The 19075-nt window shown below is 73.5% G+C and carries 16 protein-coding genes and 1 pseudogene; 12 read left to right on the top strand and 5 right to left on the bottom strand.

What is annotated here, in order from left to right:
• Positions 1–18: 18 nt before the first annotated feature.
• Positions 19–642, bottom strand: coding sequence for an SIS domain-containing protein (locus ABZX67_RS05855; protein ID WP_355355117.1), 624 nt, complete (start codon positions 640–642; stop codon positions 19–21).
• A gap of 254 nt (positions 643–896) precedes the next feature.
• Between ABZX67_RS05855 and ABZX67_RS05850 the strand changes: the two genes are divergently transcribed.
• A complete protein-coding gene (locus ABZX67_RS05850) occupies positions 897–2831 on the top strand; it encodes a BTAD domain-containing putative transcriptional regulator (RefSeq protein ID WP_355355114.1) in 1935 nt (644 codons plus the stop codon).
• Between the two features lie 19 nt (positions 2832–2850).
• Here ABZX67_RS05850 and idi read toward each other — a convergent pair whose 3' ends face one another.
• The 4 genes and pseudogenes from idi to galE form a co-directional block, all read right to left on the bottom strand.
• On the bottom strand, positions 2851–3444 hold the full coding sequence (gene idi, locus ABZX67_RS05845) for an isopentenyl-diphosphate Delta-isomerase (RefSeq protein WP_355355111.1): 594 nt from the start codon (positions 3442–3444) through the stop codon (positions 2851–2853).
• A 264-nt stretch (positions 3445–3708) separates the two neighbouring features.
• Positions 3709–4464 (bottom strand): annotated as a pseudogene (locus tag ABZX67_RS05840) (class I SAM-dependent methyltransferase); the annotation flags it as partial.
• 186 nt (positions 4465–4650) lie between these two features.
• Positions 4651–5598: a cation diffusion facilitator family transporter gene (locus ABZX67_RS05835; protein WP_355355108.1), complete on the bottom strand. Its 948-nt coding sequence runs from the start codon at positions 5596–5598 to the stop codon at positions 4651–4653.
• A gap of 142 nt (positions 5599–5740) precedes the next feature.
• Positions 5741–6724, bottom strand: coding sequence for a UDP-glucose 4-epimerase GalE (gene galE / locus ABZX67_RS05830; RefSeq protein ID WP_355355105.1), 984 nt, complete (start codon positions 6722–6724; stop codon positions 5741–5743).
• Positions 6725–6919: 195 nt separating this feature from the next.
• Here galE and ABZX67_RS05825 point away from each other — a divergent pair, with 195 nt between their 5' ends.
• The 11 genes from ABZX67_RS05825 (at position 6920) to ABZX67_RS05775 (ending at position 18922) form a co-directional block, all read left to right on the top strand.
• Entirely contained in the window at positions 6920–8803 is a 1884-nt protein-coding gene (locus tag ABZX67_RS05825; protein WP_355355246.1) for a DUF5941 domain-containing protein, read from the top strand.
• Positions 8800–9549 carry a phosphocholine cytidylyltransferase family protein gene (locus ABZX67_RS05820; RefSeq protein ID WP_355355102.1) on the top strand — a complete coding sequence of 250 codons (750 nt, stop codon included), beginning with the start codon at positions 8800–8802 and terminating at the stop codon, positions 9547–9549. The genes ABZX67_RS05825 and ABZX67_RS05820 overlap by 4 nt, the downstream gene beginning before the upstream one ends.
• On the top strand, positions 9537–10598 hold the full coding sequence (locus ABZX67_RS05815; protein ID WP_355355099.1) for an iron-containing alcohol dehydrogenase family protein: 1062 nt from the start codon (positions 9537–9539) through the stop codon (positions 10596–10598). Before ABZX67_RS05820 ends, ABZX67_RS05815 begins: the two co-directional genes overlap by 13 nt.
• Entirely contained in the window at positions 10576–11355 is a 780-nt protein-coding gene (locus ABZX67_RS05810) for a CDP-alcohol phosphatidyltransferase family protein (protein ID WP_355355096.1), read from the top strand. The genes ABZX67_RS05815 and ABZX67_RS05810 overlap by 23 nt, the downstream gene beginning before the upstream one ends.
• A 29-nt stretch (positions 11356–11384) precedes the next feature.
• A complete protein-coding gene (locus ABZX67_RS05805; protein WP_355355243.1) occupies positions 11385–12257 on the top strand; it encodes a glycosyltransferase in 873 nt (290 codons plus the stop codon).
• A 98-nt stretch (positions 12258–12355) separates the two neighbouring features.
• The gene (locus ABZX67_RS05800; RefSeq protein ID WP_355355093.1) at positions 12356–13294 is read left to right on the top strand and encodes an ABC transporter permease; all 939 of its coding nucleotides are present in this window, start codon (positions 12356–12358) and stop codon (positions 13292–13294) included.
• Positions 13287–14105, top strand: coding sequence for an ABC transporter ATP-binding protein (locus ABZX67_RS05795; RefSeq protein ID WP_355355090.1), 819 nt, complete (start codon positions 13287–13289; stop codon positions 14103–14105). The genes ABZX67_RS05800 and ABZX67_RS05795 overlap by 8 nt, the downstream gene beginning before the upstream one ends.
• A gap of 327 nt (positions 14106–14432) precedes the next feature.
• Entirely contained in the window at positions 14433–15338 is a 906-nt protein-coding gene (hpnC, locus tag ABZX67_RS05790; protein WP_355355087.1) for a squalene synthase HpnC, read from the top strand.
• A gap of 8 nt (positions 15339–15346) precedes the next feature.
• On the top strand, positions 15347–16285 hold the full coding sequence (hpnD, locus tag ABZX67_RS05785) for a presqualene diphosphate synthase HpnD (protein ID WP_355355084.1): 939 nt from the start codon (positions 15347–15349) through the stop codon (positions 16283–16285).
• Between the two features lie 22 nt (positions 16286–16307).
• Positions 16308–17825, top strand: a complete 1518-nt coding sequence (gene hpnE / locus ABZX67_RS05780; protein WP_355355081.1) for a hydroxysqualene dehydroxylase HpnE — start codon at positions 16308–16310, stop codon at positions 17823–17825.
• Positions 17822–18922, top strand: a complete 1101-nt coding sequence (locus ABZX67_RS05775) for a polyprenyl synthetase family protein (protein WP_355355078.1) — start codon at positions 17822–17824, stop codon at positions 18920–18922. The genes hpnE and ABZX67_RS05775 overlap by 4 nt, the downstream gene beginning before the upstream one ends.
• Positions 18923–19075: the final 153 nt, after the last annotated feature.

The raw sequence follows: 19075 nt of genomic DNA, 5'->3' as shown, positions 1-19075 counted from the left end.
CCCGGGGCGCCGGGCCCGTCACGGCGTACGCGCCGTCGCGCCGGCGCCGACCCGCTCGGGGACACCGACGGCTCCGGGGCCGGAGGCCCGCAGCACGTCGGCGAAGGCGTGGACGATCGCGATGTGCGCCGTCTCGATCACCCCGAAGTCGTCGGAGCCGACGACCAGCGGGATGTCGACCAGCTCGGCGGCCGGCCCGCCGCCGCACCCCAGCATGCCGATGGAGACCAGCCCCATCCGCCGCGCGGCGCGCAGCGCGGCGACGATATTGGGCGACCGCCCGCTGGCGCTGATCGCCACGACCGCGTCGCCGGGCTCGGCGTTGTCGGTCAACTGCCGGACGAACGCGTCGGCGTACGACACGTCGTTGGCGTACGCCGTCAGCAGGGCGATGTTGTCGGCGAGCGCGAACGCCCGCAGCGGCGGCTCGGTCGGCCGCCGCGCCGTCTTCACCAGGTCGCACACGAGGTGGGTGGCCGTCGTCGCGCTGCCGCCGTTGCCCATGGCGTACACCCGGCCACCCCGCCGCCGTACGCCGTCCAGCGCTTCGACCGCGTCCGCCACGGCGGGCAACGACACGGTGCCCAGGCCGTCCACGGTGTTGCTGAAGAACCTCTCGCTCAACCACTGGTAGTGCTGCACCACAGGCCTCCCGGCTCGGTTACGGAGGACCACAGCGTGCGCGTCCCGCCGACCGGACCCCGCCCAGAAAGCGCCCAGATCCCGCCCGGCGGTGGCCCGGCCCCATCGCGCCCGACGGCGCCGCGCGCCCCCGCACCGCTTCTCGCCAGCACATCGCCCAGTTCCGGACAATCTCCCGGCCCAGGTGTGGAAGGCGCGAAAAATGAGACTCGACGCGGGCCCATGTCGGAGGCAACTGACCGGAAGGCCGCCAGATGCGTTACGGATTGCTCGGTCCCCTGGAGGTGTACGAGGACGACGGCACGGTGCCGTTACCCCTGGGCGGCCCGCGCCAGCGGGCCGTCCTCGCGTCGCTCGCGCTGCGCGCCAACGAGACGGTGAGCGTCGGCTACGTCATGGACGCGGCCTGGGAGGAGCCCCCCGCCTCGCCCGGCTCCAACATCCGCACGTACGTCAACGGGCTGCGCCGGCGGCTGCGCGACCACGGCCGCGAGCCGCGGCTGCTGGTCACCCGGCCCCCCGGCTACCAACTGCGCACCCGCACCGGCGAGGTGGACGTCGAGGTCTTCGAGGACCTGGCGGCACGCGGCACCCTCGCCGCGGAGGGCGGGGCGCTCGCCGCGGCCGCCGGGCACTACGGCCGGGCGCTCGCCCTGTGGCGCGGCCGCCCCCTGGAGGGCCTCCCGCTCGGCCCGGCGCTCCAGGCGGAGGCGGCGCGGCTGGTCGAGCGGCGCCTCGCGGTCGCCGAGAGTTACGTCGGGGTCCTGCTCGCCCAGGGCCGCCCGGCGGAGGCGGTGACGGTGCTGCGCCCGCTGGTCGCGGAGTACCCGCTGAACGAGAGCCTGGCCGCGTACCTGATGCGGGCGCTGGGCCGGGCCGGGCGCCGCCCGGAGGCGCTGGAGGTGTACCGGCAGGCGGACAGGGTGCTGGCCGACGAGCTGGGGGTGGCACCGAGCGGGGAACTCACCGCGGTACGGCGCCGGCTGGTGGACGGCCCGCGTACCGCGACCGTGCCGGCGCCCCGCCGCGCCCCTGGGCTCGTACCGGCCTCCGAGCCGCGCGACGCCGCGCCGGTAGGCGCCCCCCGCCCGGTCCGCGGACGGGCCCCGGCGGCTCTCACGACGGCGACCGCGACCGCGACCGCGTCGGCACCGGCCCCGCCGACCGTGGCGACACCGGTCGCCCGCCGCCCCGCCCCCGCCGTGCGGGCGCTGCCGGGCGACAGCGCGGAGTTCACCGGGCGCCGGGCCGAGCGCGCCCGGGTGCACGCGTGGGTACGGGAGGCGGTCGGCGCGCGGGAGGCGGCCACGGCGCCGCTCGTCTGCGTCATCACCGGAATGCCGGGCGTCGGCAAGACCCGGCTCGCCGTGCGCCTGGCGCACGAGATCGCGCGGGCGGGCCACGCGGGCGACGTACAGCTCTTCGCCCACCTGCGGGGCCACGCGCCCGGACGGGTGCCGATGGACCCCGCCACCGTGCTGGCGCGGTTCCTGCGGATGCTGGGCGTTGCGCCGGACCGGATACCCGACAGCGTGGAGGAGCGGGCGGCGCTCTACCGGGACCGGCTGCACGGGCGGGCCCCGCTGATCCTGCTGGACGACGTCACCGGCGCCGGGCAGACGGACCCCCTGCTGCCGGGCGACCCGGCGTCCCTCGTCCTGGTCACCAGCCGTCGCGCCGGCTGGGCGCCGGCCGGGGCGCGGACGGTGCAGCTCGGCCCGTTCACGGTCGAGGAGTCCGTCGAGCTGCTCGCCGCGGTGGTGGGCGCGGAGCGCGTGGCGGCCGAGCGGGCGGCCGCCGAGCGGATCGCCGCGCTGTGCGGCCGGCTGCCGCTGGGCGTCGCCCTGGCGGCGCTGCGGCTACGGGCCCGGCCGCTGTGGCAGCTCGCCGACTTCGCGGCGCGCCTGGAGCCCGAGGACGCCCGGCTGGACCGGCTGAGCGCCGGCGGCCGCTCGGTCCGGACCGCGTTCGACACGTCGTACCGCAGGTTGCCGCCGCACCGCCGCCGGATGCTGCGCTGCCTGGCCGGCGCCCCCGCCGCCGCCCTCGGCGGAGTCCGCCGGCCGGGGGAGGCGGAGGAGCTGCTGGACCAGCTGCTCGACGAGTGCCTGGTCCAGCAGACCCCGGCCGGCGGGTACGAGCTCCACGAGCTGCTCCGCCTCTACGCCCGCGACCTGCCTCCCGGCTGAGGACCCGGGGGCAGCGGCTTCACCAGCCGCCGCTCTCCCCGGTCAGCTCCCGGACCGCCGGGCGCGCCGCGTCCAGCACCGTCATGAACCACGCCGAGAACGGCTCCGCGGCGTGCCGCTCGGCCAGCTCCCGCGCCGTCACGAACGCCGTCTCCTCCACCTCCTGCGGATCGGGCCGCAGCGGGGCCTGCACCATCCCGACGAAGAGGTGGTTGTACTCCTGCTCCACCAGCCCCGACGCGGGGTCCGGGTGGTTGTAGCGGACGGTGCCCGCCTCGGCGAGCAGCGACGGCGACACGCCCAGCTCCTCGTGCACGCGCCGCGCGGCCGCCGCGAACGGCGCCTCACCCGGGTACGGGTGCCCGCAGCAGGTGTTCGACCAGACGCCGGGGGAGTGGTACTTGCCCAGCGCCCGCCGCTGCAGCAGCAGCCGGCCCGCCTCGTCGAAGAGGAACACCGAGAACGCCCGGTGGAGTTGCCCCGGCGGCTGATGGGCGGCCAGTTTCTCCGCGGTGCCGATGGTGGTGCCGTCCTCGTCGACCAGTTCGAGCATGATCGATGGCTTGACTCCGTTCGACGAGCTGCTCGCCGCCGTGGCTGGTGTGATCGGCATGACCATCCTTCGCTTCCGTTCCCGGCCCTGGGGGGCAGTGCCCTGTGGGGCAGTCTCAGTCTGCCGCACAAAAGCCGCTTGTCGGCTCACGTCGGCCCGCCCCCGTGATGTCTGCTCCACCGGGGTGACGGGCCGTCGGGCCGAGAACCCCCGGACCCCGTGCCGGGGGCCTCGAAGGGCGCTTCGACGCCGTACCGCGACACCGGTACGAAACCGAAGCGGGGGCGGTACTCCGGATGGTCAGCCGGTACCCCATCGGGTGTGGGCCGGCCGCAGGACGTAGCCCCGGTAGCCGTACTCCGCGCCGTGCTCACGGCGCAGGGCGATCTCCGCACGGGTGGCGGCGAGGGCCTCCGCCATGCCGGGCACCGCCGGGTCGGCCGCGTCGGCGCGTTCGCCGAGCGGGCCGTAGTACTCGTCCCAGTCGCTCTCGGGCTGGGCGTACGTACCGACCACGTGGTAGCCGGCTGCGACCGCCGCGGCGGTGTTGGCCGCGGTGGTACGCAGCGGGTAGTGCGCGTCCCAGAAGGCCCGCGCCTCGGCGGACGGCTCGCCGCCGGTCCACTCGCACTCGGTGAGCACCAGCGCGCCGCCGGGCGCGAGCAACCGCCGCCAGGCGCGCAGCGCGCGGTCGAAGCCGATCGCGTACGCCGAGCTCTCCGCCCAGACGAGGTCGAAGGACCCGTCGGCGTACGGCGGCTCGGCCATGTCGGCGGCGACGGTACGGACGGAGGCGCCGAGCCCGCGGGCGTCGGCGGCCCGCCGCAGCTCGGCCAGGAACGGCTCGTGCAGATCGACGGCGGTCACCTCGGCGCCGGCCGTACCGGCTTCCGCCGCCAGCAGCAGGGCGGACCGGCCGGGGCCGCAGCCCAGGTCGAGCACGCGCGGCCGGGCCGGGAGCGTACCGGCGGCAGCGGCGAGGGAGAGCAGCCGGCGCGTGGTGTCGTCGGAGCCGGGACCCTGCCGGGGCAGACCGTGGTGCAGGGCGAAGAAGGCGTCGTACAAAGCGTTGTCGGACAACGTGGAAACCCTTGGGTGAGGCGGGCCCGGCCGACGTACGGATCGAGGAAGGCGATCAGGTCAGCCGAGAACCCGGAAGCTGAGGTTCAAGGTCGAGGGGGTGCTCACCGCGACGGTCATCAACCTCAGCTCCTCTCACAGGCATGGAAAGGCCACGATATCAGTGGCTCAGCGGCCCTCGGCGGCTCAGTGGCAGAGCCGCGCCTCGTGGGCCGCGTGCCCGCTCGGCTCCAGCTGGAAGGTGCAGTGCTCGACGTCGAAGTGGCCTTCGAGGCACTCCTGGAGCTCGTGCAGCAGCTTCTCGTGCCCCACCGAATCCAGCGCGCTCTGGGTCACGACCACATGGGCCGACAGCACGGGCATCCCGGAGGTGATCGTCCAGGCGTGCAGATCGTGGACGTCCTCCACATTCGGCAGCGCCAGTATGTGGGCGCGCACCTGCGCCATGTCCACGCCCTTGGGCGCCGCCTCCAGCAGGACGTCGAGGGTCTCGCGCAGCAGCTTCACCGTGCGCGGGACGATCATCAGGCCGATCACCAGGGACGCGATCGGGTCGGCGGCCTGCCAGCCGGTGGCCAGGATGATGCCCGCCGAGACCAGGACGGTCACCGAACCCAGGGCGTCGGCGACGACCTCCAGATAGGCGCCGCGCACGTTGATGCTCTCCTTCTGCCCCCGCACCAGCAGGGAGAGCGAGATCATGTTGGCGACCAGGCCGAAGAGCGCGAACGCGATCGCCAGCCCGCCCTTGGTCTCGGCCGGCGTGATGAACCGCTGCACCGCCTCGATCAGCAGGTAGCCGCCGGCGCCGAGCAGCAGCAGGCAGTTCGCGAGCGCGGCGAGGATCTCGGCACGGGCGTATCCGAAGGTGCGCCTGTCGGTGGCGGGGCGGCCGGCGAAGTGGATCGCCATCAGCGCCATCGCCAGGCCCACCGCGTCGGTTGCCATGTGGGTGGCGTCGGCGATGAGCGCCAGGGAGTCGGCCAGCACGCCGCCGACGACCTCGGCCACCATGACCGAGAGCGTGATCGCCAGCGCGATCCGCAGCCGCCCCTTGTACGCGGCGGCCGCCGTGCCGGTCGGCGGCGGGCCCCCGTGCGTGTGCCCGTGGTCGTGCCCGTGCCCAGCCCCCATGCCCATGCCTCCAGCCGCTCTCGAACACCTCGTACGAGCGGCCAGTGAACTACGGGTGGGGGGTATGTGCAAGCCGGGACTGAACACCGTTGTCATATGCTCTGACCTGCGGTGATGTCCGCAGGTCAGAGCGGTGGGCGACTCAGTGGGTGGCTGTCTCGGGGTGGTGGAGGCGCCAGCCCTCCCAGGCGGACTCGACCATGTCGCGTACGCCGTACGACGCCGTCCAGCCGAGCTCCTTGGTGATCCGCTCGACGGACGCCACGGCCCTGGCCGCGTCACCCGGGCGGCGCGGACCGACCACCGGCTCGGCGGTGTGCCCGGTCACCTCGGCGACGACCCGCGCCAGCTCCCGTACGGAGACGCCCTCGCCCCGGCCGATGTTCACGGTCAGGTCCCCGGGACCGTCCTGGCCGGCCAGCCGGCGGGCGACGGCGAGATGCGCGTCGGCGACGTCCGCGACGTGGATGTAGTCACGGATGCAGGTGCCGTCCGGCGTCAAGTAGTCGTCGCCGAAGATCCGCGGAGCCTCGCCGCGCGTGATGCGGTCGAAGAACATCGGGATGATGTTGAACACGCCGGTGTCCGCCAGCTCGGGGCGCGCGGCCCCGGCCACGTTGAAGTAGCGCAGGCAGCCGGTGGCCATGCCGTGCGCCTGCCCCGTCGCACGGACCAGCCACTCGCCCGCGAGCTTCGTCTCGCCGTACGGGTTGATCGGCGCGGTCGGCGCGTCCTCGCCGATCAGCTCCACGTCCGGGACGCCGTACACCGCGGCCGACGAAGAGAAGAGGAACCGCCGCACGCCGGCGGCCACCACGGCCTCCAGGAGCACGGTCAGCCCGTGGACGTTCTCCCGGTAGTAGTGGAGCGGCCGCTCGACCGACTCCCCGACCTGCTTCTTCGCCGCCAGGTGCACCACACCCGTGACGGCGTGCTCGGCGAGCGTGCGGTCCAGCAGCTCCCGGTCCGCGACCGCGCCCCGGACGAGGGGGACCCCGGCGGGCAGCCGCGCGGGCACGCCGGAGGACAGTTCGTCGAGCACGACGACGCGCTCACCGGCGTCCGCCATGGCGTGCGCCACATGGGCGCCGATGTATCCCGCTCCGCCTGTGATCAGCCAAGTCATGACGGTCAGCCTATGCCCTGGCAGAGCGCGGTTTGTGGGCCGAGGCGAGGATCGACCATGATGATCTCGGCCGACCGCACCGCTGCGAGCCGGGGTCACGCCTCGGTGAACTTCGTCTTCCGTTCATCGGATAGCCTCAGCCGGCGTGCCGCCGCGCCGCACCCGTCCCCGTTCGGCTCCAAGGAGTGAGTTCGTCTGTCGACCGCCATCCTCACCGGTCCTCCGGTACCCGGATCGCCGCTCGAGGGCGATCTGCGGTCGCTGGGCTTCGACGTCCGGATCGCCACGGACCCGCGTGAGACCGCCGCACTGCTCGCCGCCGTCCCGGCCGCCGAGCGCGTCGCGGTCGTGGACCCCCGCTTCGTCGGCCACGTCCACGCCCTCCGCCTGACCCTGACGGACCCCCGCTTCCCGGCGGCCACGGCCCCCGGCGCCCTGACGGCCCAGCCCGAGGCCCGCCCGGCCCTGGCCAGGGCGTTGACCTCGGCGACGGCCCCGGTGCCGGCGGAGGCTCCGACGTCCGCCCCGCACGCGGACGCCACCGGCACAGCCGCCGTCGAGGGGGCCCCACGCCCCCAGGGCGACGACGCCCACGGCGGCGTCCTCACCCTCCCCGACCTCCTCGCCGAGGCGCTCCGCGCCGACGGCGTCGGCGTCCACCGGCCCGAGTTCGGCACGCTCGTCGCGGCCGTACCGGCCGACCCGCAGAGCCGCAAGGAGACGCGGGACGCCGTCGAGGCCGTCGACGACGAAGCCGTACGGCTGCGCTCCGCCGTGAAGGCCCGCGACGGGTTCTTCACCACCTTCTTCATCAGCCCGTACTCGCGCTACCTCGCCCGCTGGTGCGCCCGCCGGGGCCTCACGCCCAACCAGGTCACCACCGCCTCGCTGCTCACCGCGCTCATCGCGGCGGGCTGCGCGGCCACCGGAACCCGGGGCGGGTACGTCGCGGCCGGCGTGCTGCTCCTCTTCTCCTTCGTGCTCGACTGCACCGACGGGCAGCTCGCCCGCTACTCGCTGCAGTACTCCACGATGGGCGCCTGGCTCGACGCGACCTTCGACCGGGCGAAGGAGTACGCCTACTACGCGGGCCTCGCCCTCGGCGCCGCCCGCGGCGGGGACGACGTATGGGCCCTGGCCCTCGGCGCGATGGTCCTGCAGACCTGCCGCCACGTCGTGGACTTCTCCTTCAACGAGGCGAACCACGACGCCACCGCCAACACCAGCCCCACCGCCGCCCTCTCCGACAAGCTCGACGCGAAGGGCTGGACGGTCTGGGCGCGCCGGATGATAGTCCTGCCCATCGGTGAACGATGGGCCATGATCGCCGTCCTGACGGCCGTCGCCACGCCTCGCATCGTCTTCTACGCCCTCCTCGCCGGCTGCGCCTTCGCCGCCTGCTACACCACCGCCGGCCGCCTCCTGCGCTCCGTGACCCGCAAGGCCCGCCGTACCGACCGCGCCGCCCGGGCGCTCGCGGACCTCGCCGACTCCGGCCCGATCGCCGAGCTCGTGGCCAAGGGGTGCGCCCGCGCCGGCCGGACCCACACCGCTGTACCCCTCCTGGCGGCGCTCCTCGCGGCCGCGGTCCTCGGCGGCGCCCTCCTCTCGGGCAGCGCCGGGGCCGTCGCGGGCGCGGCGGTCGCCTACGCGCTCCTTGCCGGGCTCGCCGTCTCGCAGCCCCTCAAGGGCGCTCTCGACTGGCTCGTCCCGCCCGTCTTCCGGGCCGCCGAGTACGTCACGATCCTGGTCCTCGCCGCCCGCTCCGAGGCCCCGGGAGCCCTGCCCGCGGCATTCGGCCTGGTCGCGGCCGTCGCCTACCATCACTACGACACGGTCTACCGCATCCGCGGCGGGACCGGCGCGCCGCCCGCGTGGCTGGTGCGGACGATCGGCGGCCACGAGGGCCGCACGCTCGTGGTCGCGGTCCTCGCCGCGACCCTGACGGCAGGCGACGACCTCAGCCTCGCGCTCACCGTCCTCGCGGTGGCCGTCGCGCTGGTCGTGCTCGTGGAGTCCATCCGCTTCTGGGTGTCCTCCGGAGCACCCGCAGTACACGACGAAGGAGAACCCGCATGATCGGCCTCGTACTGGCAGCCGGTGCCGGACGGCGTCTGCGCCCCTACACCGACACGCTCCCGAAGGCCCTCGTGCCCGTGGACCCGGCGGGAACCGGCGAGAAGACGGTCCTCGACCTCACCCTCGCCAACTTCGCCGCCGTCGGCCTCACCGAGGCCGCCATCGTCGTCGGCTACCGCAAGGAAGCCGTGTACGCGCGCAAGGCCGAGCTGGAGGCCGCGTACGGCCTGAAGCTCACCCTCATCGACAACGACAAGGCCGAGGAGTGGAACAACGCCTACTCCCTGTGGTGCGCCCGTGACGTGCTGAGCCGCGGCGTGATCCTCGCCAACGGCGACACCGTCCACCCGGTCTCCGTCGAGGAGACCCTCCTCGCCGCCCGCGGCGACGGCCGGAAGATCATCCTCGCCCTCGACACGGTGAAGAACCTCGCCGACGAGGAGATGAAGGTCATCACCGCCGATGGTAAGGGAGTCCAGCGGATCACCAAGCTGATGGACCCGGCCACCGCCACCGGCGAGTACATCGGCGTCACGCTCATCGAGCCCGAGGCCGCCGCCGACCTCGCCGACGCGCTGAAGGCCACCTTCGAGCGCGACCCCGACCTCTACTACGAGGACGGCTACCAGGAGCTCGTCAACCGCGGTTTCCAGATCGACGTGGCGCCCATCGGCGACGTCAAGTGGGTCGAGATCGACAACCACGACGACCTCGCGAAGGGCCGTGAGATCGCGTGCCTGTACTGACCCGGCTCATTCCGTCGCCGCTCGTCGTCGACATCCACCGGGGCGCGATGGACGATCTGGCCGGCCTCCTCGCCGACCAGCGCATCTCCGCCTCCGGCAAGCTCGCCATGGCGATCAGCAACGGCTCCGGCCAGGCGCTGCGCGAGAAGCTCGCGCCGCTCCTCCCGGACGCCGACTGGTACGACGTCGCCGACGGCACCATCGACTCCGCCGTCCGCCTCGCCGACGAGATCAAGGGCAAGCGGTACGACGCCGTCGTCGGCGTCGGCGGCGGCAAGATCATCGACGTGACGAAGTACGCCGCGGCGCGGGTCGGCCTGCCCATGGTCGCCGTCGCGACGAACCTCTCCCACGACGGCATCTGCTCGCCGGTCTCGATCCTCGACAACGACAACGGCCGCGGCTCCTACGGCGTCCCCTCGCCGATCGCCATGGTCATCGACCTCGACGTGATCCGCGAGGCGCCGGCCCGGTTCGTCCGCTCCGGCATCGGCGACGCGATCTCCAACATCTCCGCGATCGCCGACTGGGAGCTGTCGCACCGCCACACCGGCGAGCAGGTCGACGGCCTGGCCGCCGCCATGGCCCGTACGGCCGGCGAGTCCGTGCTGCGCCACCCCGGCGGCGTCGGCGACGACGAGTTCCTCATCGTGCTGGCCGAGGCGCTGGTCCTGTCCGGCATCGCCATGTCGATCAGCGGCGACACCCGCCCCTCGTCGGGCGCCTGCCACGAGATCTCCCACGCCTTCGACCTGCTCTTCCCGGGGCGCTCCGCGCTCCACGGCGAGCAGGTCGGGCTGGGCGCCGCCTTCGCGATGCACCTGCGCGGTGCCCACGAGCAGTCCGGGCTCTTCGCCGAGGTGCTGCGCGGGCACGGCCTGCCGGTGCTGCCCGAGGAGATCGGGTTCTCCACGGACGAGTTCGTCCGGGCCGTGGAGTACGCACCGCAGACCCGACCCGGTCGCTTCACCATCCTGGAGCACCTCGACCTGTCCACCGACCAGATCAGGGACGCGTACGCCGACTATGCCAAGACCATCCGTAGCTGAACTCCGCCCGGTCGTTCACCCGGAGGGAGTGAAGGACCGGCGCAGCGGTGAGCACTGGGGCGGCCGCCTCTACATGCGCGAGATCTCGCTGCGCATCACGCGGCTCCTGGTCACCACCCGGGTCACTCCGAACCAGCTCACGTACGTGATGACCCTCGCCGGCGTGCTGGCCGCTCCGGCGCTGCTGGTGCCGGGCGTCTGGGGCGCGGTCCTCGGTGTGGTCGCGGTCCAGCTCTACCTGCTGCTCGACTGCGTCGACGGCGAGGTCGCCCGCTGGAAGAAGCAGTTCTCGCTCTCCGGCGTGTACCTGGACCGGGTCGGCGCCTACCTGTGCGACGCGGCGGTCCTCGTCGGCTTCGGCCTGCGCGCCGCGGACCTGTGGGGCGGCGGCCGGATCGACTGGCTGTGGGCCTTCCTCGGCACCCTCGCGGCGCTCGGCGCGATCCTGATCAAGGCGGAGACCGACCTGGTCGGCGTCGCCCGCCACCAGGGCGGCCTGCCGCCGGTCAAGGACGCGGCCGCCGAGCCCCGCTCGTCCGGCATGGCGCTCGCCCGCCGGGCCGCCGCCGCGCTCAAGTTCCACCGGCTCGTCCTCGGCATCGAGGCGTCCCTGCTCATTCTGGTGCTGGCGGTCGTGGACCAGGTCCGCGGCGACCTGTTCTTCTCGCGCCTCGGCGTCGCCGTGCTGGCCGGCATCGCGCTGCTCCAGACGCTGCTGCACCTGGTGTCGGTCCTCGCCTCCAGCAGGCTGAGGTGAGCGGGGTGAGTGCCGTGAAGCCGGGTGCCATGAAGCTGGGCGCCGTCATCATCACCATGGGCAACCGCCCCGACGACCTGCGCGCCCTGATCGACTCCGTCCGCAAACAGGACGGCGACCCGATCGACGTCGTCGTCGTCGGCAACGGCGCCCCCGTCACCGGCGTCCCCGAGGGCGTGCGCACCGTCGACCTCCCGGAGAACCTGGGCATTCCCGGCGGCCGCAACGTCGGCATCGAGGCCTTCGGCCCGAACGGCTCCGACGTCGACGCCCTGCTCTTCCTGGACGACGACGGCCTGCTGCCGAACACGGACACGGCCGAGCTGGTGCGGCAGGCGTTCGCCGCCGACCCGAAGCTGGGCATCATCAGCTTCCGGATCGCCGACCCGGACACCGGCGTCACCCAGCGCCGCCACGTGCCCCGGCTGCGCGCCTCCGATCCGATGCGCTCCTCGCGCGTGACGACCTTCCTCGGCGGCGCCAACGCCGTCCGCACGAAGGTCTTCGCCGACGCGGGACAGCTCCCCGGCGAGTTCTTCTACGCGCACGAGGAGACCGACCTCGCCTGGCGGGCGCTCGACGCGGGCTGGATGATCGACTACCGCTCGGACATGGTGCTGTTCCACCCGGCGACCGCGCCCTCCCGGCACGCGGTCTACCACCGGATGGTCGCGCGCAACCGGGTCTGGCTGGCCCGCCGGAACCTCCCCGCGCCCCTGGTGCCGCTCTACCTCGGGGTCTGGCTGCTGCTCACGCTGGCGCGGCGCCCTTCCGTTCCGGCGCTGAAGGCCTGGTTCGGCGGGTTCAAGGAGGGCTGGACGAGCCCTTGCGGACCCCGGCGGCCCATGAAGTGGCGTACGGTATGGCGGCTGACCAGACTGGGCCGGCCCCCGGTCATCTGACAAGCTCGTACCGACAAACCCCGGGCGCACCGGGCCCGGCCCGCCGGCCGGCCCGCGCCCACCCCCGCCGCGCATCTTGAACACGAAAGTTTCAACTGGTGAGTGAGACAACCCATGACGGAGCGATCGCCGTGACCGCGGCCTCCGCCCCGCCATCTCCGGACGACGGTCTGTCCCCGGCGGAACTGGCCGCCAAGTACGGCCTCTCGGTGAGCGGTGCACGGCCCAGCCTGCCCCAGTACGTCCGGCAGCTGTGGGGCCGGCGCCACTTCATCCTGACCTTCTCCCGCGCGAAGCTCACGGCCCAGTACAGCCAGGCCAAGCTCGGCCAGCTGTGGCAGGTGGTCACGCCGCTGCTGAACGCGCTGATCTACTTCCTGATCTTCGGCCTGATCCTGAACGCCGCGAAGGGCATGTCGAAGGAGGTGTACATCCCGTTCCTGGTGACGGGCGTGTTCGTCTTCACCTTCACCCAGAGCTGCGTGATGTCGGGCGTGCGCGCGATCTCGGGCAACCTCGGGCTGGTGCGGGCGCTGCACTTCCCCCGGGCCTCCCTGCCCATCTCCTTCGCGCTGCAGCAGCTCCAGCAGCTGCTGTACTCGATGGTGGTGCTGTTCGTCATCGTCGCGGCGCTGGGCAGTTACCCGTCGCTCAGCTGGCTGCTCATCCTGCCCGCGCTGGCCCTGCAGTTCGTGTTCAACACCGGTCTGGCGCTGGTCCTGGCCCGTCTCGGCAGCAAGACCCCGGACCTCGCCCAGCTGATGCCCTTCATCCTGCGGACGTGGATGTACGCGTCCGGCGTGATGTTCTCGATCCGGGTGATGCTCGCGGACAAGCCGGAGTGGATCGCCAACGTCCTGATGTACAACCCGGCGGCGATCTACATGGACCTGATCCGCTTCGCGCTGATCGACGGGTACGGCGCCGAGAACCTTCCGTCGCACGTCTGGCTCGCGGCCCTGCTGTGGGCGGTCCTCGTCGGTGTCGGGGGCTTCGTGTACTTCTGGAAGGCAGAGGACCGGTACGGCCGTGGCTGAGAACACCGAGGCTGAGGACACCCGGGACGGCGCCGCGGCCGGTGCCCGCGTCCCCACGGTCATCGCCGACAACGTACACATCGTGTACCGGGTCAACGGCGGTACGTCGGGCAAGGGCAGCGCCACCGCCGCGCTGAGCCGCATACTCCGGCGCGACAAGGGCGAGTCGCGCGGCGTGCGCAAGGTGCACGCCGTGCGCGGCGTCTCCTTCACCGCGTACCGGGGCGAGGCCATCGGCCTCATCGGCACCAACGGCTCCGGCAAGTCCACCCTGCTGCGGGCCATCGCCGGGCTGCTGCCCTGCGAGAGCGGCAAGGTCTACACCGACGGCCAGCCCTCGCTGCTCGGCGTGAACGCGGCGCTGATGGGCGACCTGACCGGCGAGCGCAACGTCATCCTCGGCGGCCTGGCCATGGGGATGTCGCCCGAGGAGATCCGGGCGCGCTACCAGGACATCGTGGACTTCTCGGGCATCAACGAGAAGGGTGACTTCATCACCCTGCCCATGCGGACGTACTCCTCCGGCATGGGTGCCCGCCTCCGGTTCGCCATCGCGGCGGCCAAGGACCACGACGTACTGATGATCGACGAGGCCCTGGCCACCGGCGACCGGAAGTTCCAGATCCGCTCCGAGCAGCGCATCCGCGAGCTGCGCAAGGAAGCCGGCACCGTCTTCCTCGTCAGCCACAGCAACAAGTCGATCAGGGACACCTGCGACCGCGTCCTGTGGCTGGAGAAGGGCGAGCTGCTGATGGACGGCCCGACCGAAGAGGTCCTCCAGGCGTACGAGAAGGAGACGGCCAAGCCGTGATCCCGTCGGAAGGGCCCCTGCCGCGGCACTCGGCAGGGGCCCTTGCGGCGGGCGGTTCGCGCCGTGTTCGTTCGCGCATGTGTTCCCCCGTGTGTAACGCCCCGACGCGGGCCCGGCCGTTGTACAACGTAAGCTGTGCCGGTGCCGATTCACGGTAAGTCGCGGCAAGTGGGGCGATTCCGCCCGGTCCCGTCACTCCGGAGGACCGGCGGCGTGTCCGAAATGGGTTGTTTTGGGTCGGCAGTGTAGAACGGGAGACGTGACGGCATTGACGGAAGATCTCCAGCTCCGCGAGAGTCCCGCCGTCCCCGCGCCGGGCAGTCCGCGGTGACCGCCACCCGGCAGGTGCGCCCCGACGCCTCCTCGCGCACCACGCTCGACAAGGCCGCGCACGAGAACTTCCCCGTGGCCCCCTTCTTCCTGCCCGCCGACTGGCGCGACGACCTGATGGCGATCTACGGCTACGCCCGGCTCGTCGACGACATCGGCGACGGCGACCTCGCCCCCGGCGGCGCCGACGCCCGCCACCTGGGCGCCGAGGGCGAGACCGACCGGCTCGCCCTCCTCGACGCCTTCGAGGCCGACCTGTACCGCGTCTTCGACTCCGTCCCCGCCCACCCGCTGCTGCGCGCCCTCCAGCCCACCGTGCGGCGCCACGCCCTGCCGCCCGAGCCGTTCCTCGGCCTGATCGCGGCCAACCGCCAGGACCAGCTGGTACGCCGCTACGAGACGTACGACGACCTCGCCGCGTACTGCGAGCTGTCCGCCAACACCGTCGGCCGGCTCGTGCTCGGCATCACCGGCACCACCAGCCCCCAGCGCGTCCGCCACTCCGACGCGATCTGCACCGCGCTCCAGATCGTCGAGCACCTCCAGGACGTCGCCGAGGACCTCGGCCGCGACCGGATCTACCTCCCGGCCCAGGACATGAAGCGGTTCCACGTCACCGAGGACGACCTCGCCCGCCCCCGCGCCGGCGCGTCCGTGCGCGCGCTCATCGCGTACGAGGCGGAGCGCGCCCGCCGCCTCCTGGACGAGGGCACCCCGCTCGTCGGCAGCGTCCACGGCAGGCTCCGCCTGCTGCTCGCCGGCTTCGTGGGCGGCGGACACGCCCAGCTCGACGCGATCGCGGCCGCCGGCCACGACGTACTGCCCGGGCCGCCCAAGGCCACCAAGCCGCGACTGCTGCGCCGAACCGGAGCCGTCCTGCGAAGCGCGCGCAGAAAGGGGTGAGCGGGATCGTGGAAGGACAGACGCCCATGTCCGCGCCGGTGCAGGCCGCGTACAGCTACTGCGAGGCCGTCACCGGCCGGCAGGCGCGCAACTTCGCGTACGGCATCCGCCTGCTGCCGACCGAGAAGCGGCAGGCCATGTCGGCGCTGTACGCGTTCTCGCGGCGCGTCGACGACATCGGCGACGGCCGGCTCGACCCGGTCGCCAAGGAGGAGCGGCTCGACGCCACCCGTGGCCTGCTCGACCGGATCCGCAAGGACGCCGTCGACGAGGACGACACCGACCCGGTGGCCGTCGCCCTCAGCGACGCCGCGGGCCGCTTCCCGCTGCCCCTCGGCGCGCTCGACGAGCTCATCGACGGCGTCCTGATGGACGTGCGCGGGGAGACGTACGAGACCTGGGACGACCTCAAGGTGTACTGCCGGTGCGTCGCGGGCGCCGTCGGGCGGCTCTCGCTCTCCATCTTCGGCACCACCCCCGGCGCGCGCTCCGCCGAGCGCGCCGCCGAGTACGCCGACACGCTCGGACTCGCGCTCCAACTGACCAACATCCTCCGGGACGTCCGCGAGGACGCGGCCAACGGCCGCACCTACCTCCCCGCCGACGACCTCGCCAAGTTCGGCTGCGCGGACGGCTTCCGCGCCGCCGCGCCGCCGCCCGGCGCCGACTTCACCGGACTCGTCCACTACGAAGTCCGCCGCGCCCGCGCGCTGTTCGCCGAGGGCTACCGGCTGCTGCCCATGCTCGACCGGCGCAGCGGCGCCTGCGTCGCCGCGATGGCCGGCATCTACCGGCGCCTGCTCGACCGCATCGAGCGCGACCCGCTCGCCGTGCTGCGCGGCCGCGTCTCCCTGCCCGGCCGCGAGAAGGCGTACGTCGCCGTGCGCGGCCTGTCGGGCCTGGACGCCCGGACCATCTCCCGGCAGACCGTCAGGAGGCACGCCTGATGACCGCATCCGAGGAGGGCGCATGAGCGGCGACGAACCGGCACCGCGCCACACGGCCGCCGACCCGTCGGCGGCGCACGAGCCGCGTACCCAAGCCGCCCCGGCGCCCCGGCGCGCCCCGGCCGCCGGCCCGTCGGCACCGCGCGCCGTGCCCGACGGCGGCGGCCCGGCGCGGGAACGGCACGCGGTGGTCGTCGGCGGCGGCCTCGCCGGGGTCACCGCCGCGCTGCGGCTCGCCGAGGCGGGCACCCGCGTCACGCTCCTCGAAGGGCGGCCCCGCCTCGGCGGCCTCGCCTTCTCCTTCCAGCGCGGCGACCTCACCGTCGACAACGGCCAGCACGTCTACCTGCGCTGCTGCACCGCCTACCGCTGGTTCCTCGACCGCGTCGACGGCGCCCACCTGGCGCCGCTGCAGCGGCGGCTCGACGTACCCGTCCTCGACGTGGCCCACCCGCGCGGCCCGCGCCTCGGCCGACTGCGCCGCACCGCCCTGCCCGTACCGCTCCACCTCGCCGCGAGCCTGGCGACCTACCCGCACCTCTCGCTCGCCGAGCGCGCGAGCGTCGGGCGCGCCGCGCTCGCCCTGAAGAAGCTCGACCCGGCCGACCCCGCCCTCGACGGCATCGACTTCGCCACCTGGCTCGCCCGCCACGGCCAGTCGCCGCGCACGGTCGAGGCGCTCTGGGACCTCGTCGGCGTCGCCACCCTCAACGCCACCGCGCCGCACGCCTCCATGGGCCTGGCCGCGATGGTCTTCAAGACCGGGCTGCTGTCCGAGCCCGGCGCCGCCGACATCGGCTGGGCCCGCGTCCCCCTCGGCGAGCTGCACGACACCCTCGCCCGCAAGGCCCTCGACTCCGCCGGCGTCCGCACCGAGCTGCGCACCAAGGCCACCTCCCTCTCCCGTGCCGCGGGCGGCCGCTGGCACGTCCGGGTGCCCGGCGAGACCCTGGAGGCGGACGCCGTCGTCCTCGCCGTACCGCAGCACGAGGCCCACGGCCTCCTGCCGCACGGCGCGCTCGACGACCCCGGCGCCCTCCTGGACATCGGCACCGCGCCCATCCTCAACGTCCACGTCCTGTACGACCGCAAGGTGCTGCGCCAGCCCTTCTTCACCGCCCTCGGCTCCCCGGTCCAGTGGGTCTTCGACCGCACCGAGGCCTCCGGGTACACCGACGGCCAGTACCTGGCGCTGTCCCAGTCCGCCGCGGGCGACGAGATCGACGAGCCCGTCGCCGTCCTGCGCGAGCGCTACCTGCCCGAACTGGAGCGGTTGCTGCCCGCCGCGCGCGGCGCGAAGGTGCGCGACTTCTTCGTCACCCGGGAGCGGGCGGCGACGTTCGCCCCCACCCCCGGCGTCGGACGGCTGCGTCCCCCCGCCCGCACCCGCGCACCCGGCCTGTACCTGGCCGGCGCGTGGACCGCCACCGGCTGGCCCGCCACCATGGAAGGTGCGGTACGCAGCGGCCTCAGCGCCGCGGGCGCCGCCCTCTCGGCACTCGGCCGTCCCCATGTACATCCGCTCGAGGAGGCGGCATGAGCCTGAGTACTGGAACAAGAGGAGAGACCGTGCCGACTGTGCCCCCGGTGAATCCGGCCGTCGACACCGTGGACGTGACCGCTCTGCTGGAGCGCGGGCGGACCATGTCCACCCCGGTCCTGCGCGCGGCCGTGAAGCGGCTCGCGCCGCCCATGGACACCGTCGCCGCGTACCACTTCGGCTGGATCGACGCCCAGGGCCGGCCCGCCGACGGCGACAGCGGCAAGGCCGTGCGCCCCGCGCTCGCCCTGCTCTCCGCGGAGGCGGCCGGCGCGGACCCCGAGATCGGCGTCCCCGGCGCGGTCGCCGTGGAGCTGGTGCACAACTTCTCGCTGCTCCACGACGACCTCATGGACGGCGACGAGCAGCGCCGCCACCGCGACACCGTGTGGAAGGTGCACGGCCCCGCCCAGGCCATCCTCGTCGGCGACGCGCTCTTCGCCCTGGCCAACGAGCTGCTGCTGGAGCTCGGCACCGTCGAGGCCGGCCGCGCCACGCGCCGGCTGACCACGGCCACCCGCAAGCTCATCGACGGCCAGGCCCAGGACATCTCCTACGAGCACCGCGAGCGGGTCAGCGTCGAGGAGTGCCTGGAGATGGAGGGCAACAAGACCGGCGCCCTCCTCGCCTGCGCCTGCTCCGTGGGCGCCGTCCTCGGCGGCGCCGACGACCGCACCGCCGACACCCTGGAGGCGTACGGCTACCACCTCGGCCTCGCCTTCCAGGCCATCGACGACCTGCTCGGCATCTGGGGCGACCCGGAGTCCACCGGCAAGCAGACCTGGAGCGACCTGCGCCAGCGCAAGAAGTCCCTGCCGGTCGTCGCCGCCCTCGCCGCCGGCGGCCCGGCCTCCGAGCGGCTCGGGGAGCTCCTCGCGGCCGACGCCAAGAACCCCGACCTCGACAGCTTCTCCGAGGAGGAGTTCGCCATGCGGGCGGCCCTCATCGAGGAGGCGGGCGGCCGCGAGTGGACCTCCCAGGAGGCCCGCCGGCAGCACGCCGTCGCCATCGAGGCCCTGCACCGGGTCGACATGCCGGAACGGGTCCGCACCCAGCTCACCGCGCTCGCCGACTTCGTCGTCGTACGAAAGCGATGACCGCCATCGGGACCGAAACCGCCACCCTCGCCCACCCCACCGCCCCCACCACCATCCGCACCATATGAATCGCTCGTCGCCGGCCGGTGCCCCCGCGTGCACCGGCCGACGGCCCACCCGCAGCCGCAGCACATCCACTGCACGAAGGGGAAG

The organism is Streptomyces sp. NPDC003036, assembly GCF_040611175.1.
GTDB lineage: Bacteria > Actinomycetota > Actinomycetes > Streptomycetales > Streptomycetaceae > Streptomyces.
Note: the sequence above shows the minus strand (reverse complement) of the source record. Positions and strands in the feature narration are given on the sequence as shown.

Bases quoted from the DNA above. Each gene is read 5' to 3' on its own strand.
- ABZX67_RS05820 (WP_355355102.1), top strand. From the start codon at position 8,800: ATGATCGGCCTCGTACTGGCAGCCGGTGCCGGACGGCGTCTGCGCCCC.
- ABZX67_RS05835 (WP_355355108.1), bottom strand. From the start codon at position 5,598: ATGGGGGCTGGGCACGGGCACGACCACGGGCACACGCACGGGGGCCCG.
- ABZX67_RS05850 (WP_355355114.1), top strand. From the start codon at position 897: ATGCGTTACGGATTGCTCGGTCCCCTGGAGGTGTACGAGGACGACGGC.
- ABZX67_RS05810 (WP_355355096.1), top strand. From the start codon at position 10,576: ATGCCAAGACCATCCGTAGCTGAACTCCGCCCGGTCGTTCACCCGGAG.
- galE (WP_355355105.1), bottom strand. From the start codon at position 6,724: ATGACTTGGCTGATCACAGGCGGAGCGGGATACATCGGCGCCCATGTG.
- idi (WP_355355111.1), bottom strand. From the start codon at position 3,444: ATGCCGATCACACCAGCCACGGCGGCGAGCAGCTCGTCGAACGGAGTC.
- ABZX67_RS05805 (WP_355355243.1), top strand. From the start codon at position 11,385: ATGAAGCTGGGCGCCGTCATCATCACCATGGGCAACCGCCCCGACGAC.
- ABZX67_RS05775 (WP_355355078.1), top strand. From the start codon at position 17,822: ATGAGCCTGAGTACTGGAACAAGAGGAGAGACCGTGCCGACTGTGCCC.
- hpnE (WP_355355081.1), top strand. From the start codon at position 16,308: ATGAGCGGCGACGAACCGGCACCGCGCCACACGGCCGCCGACCCGTCG.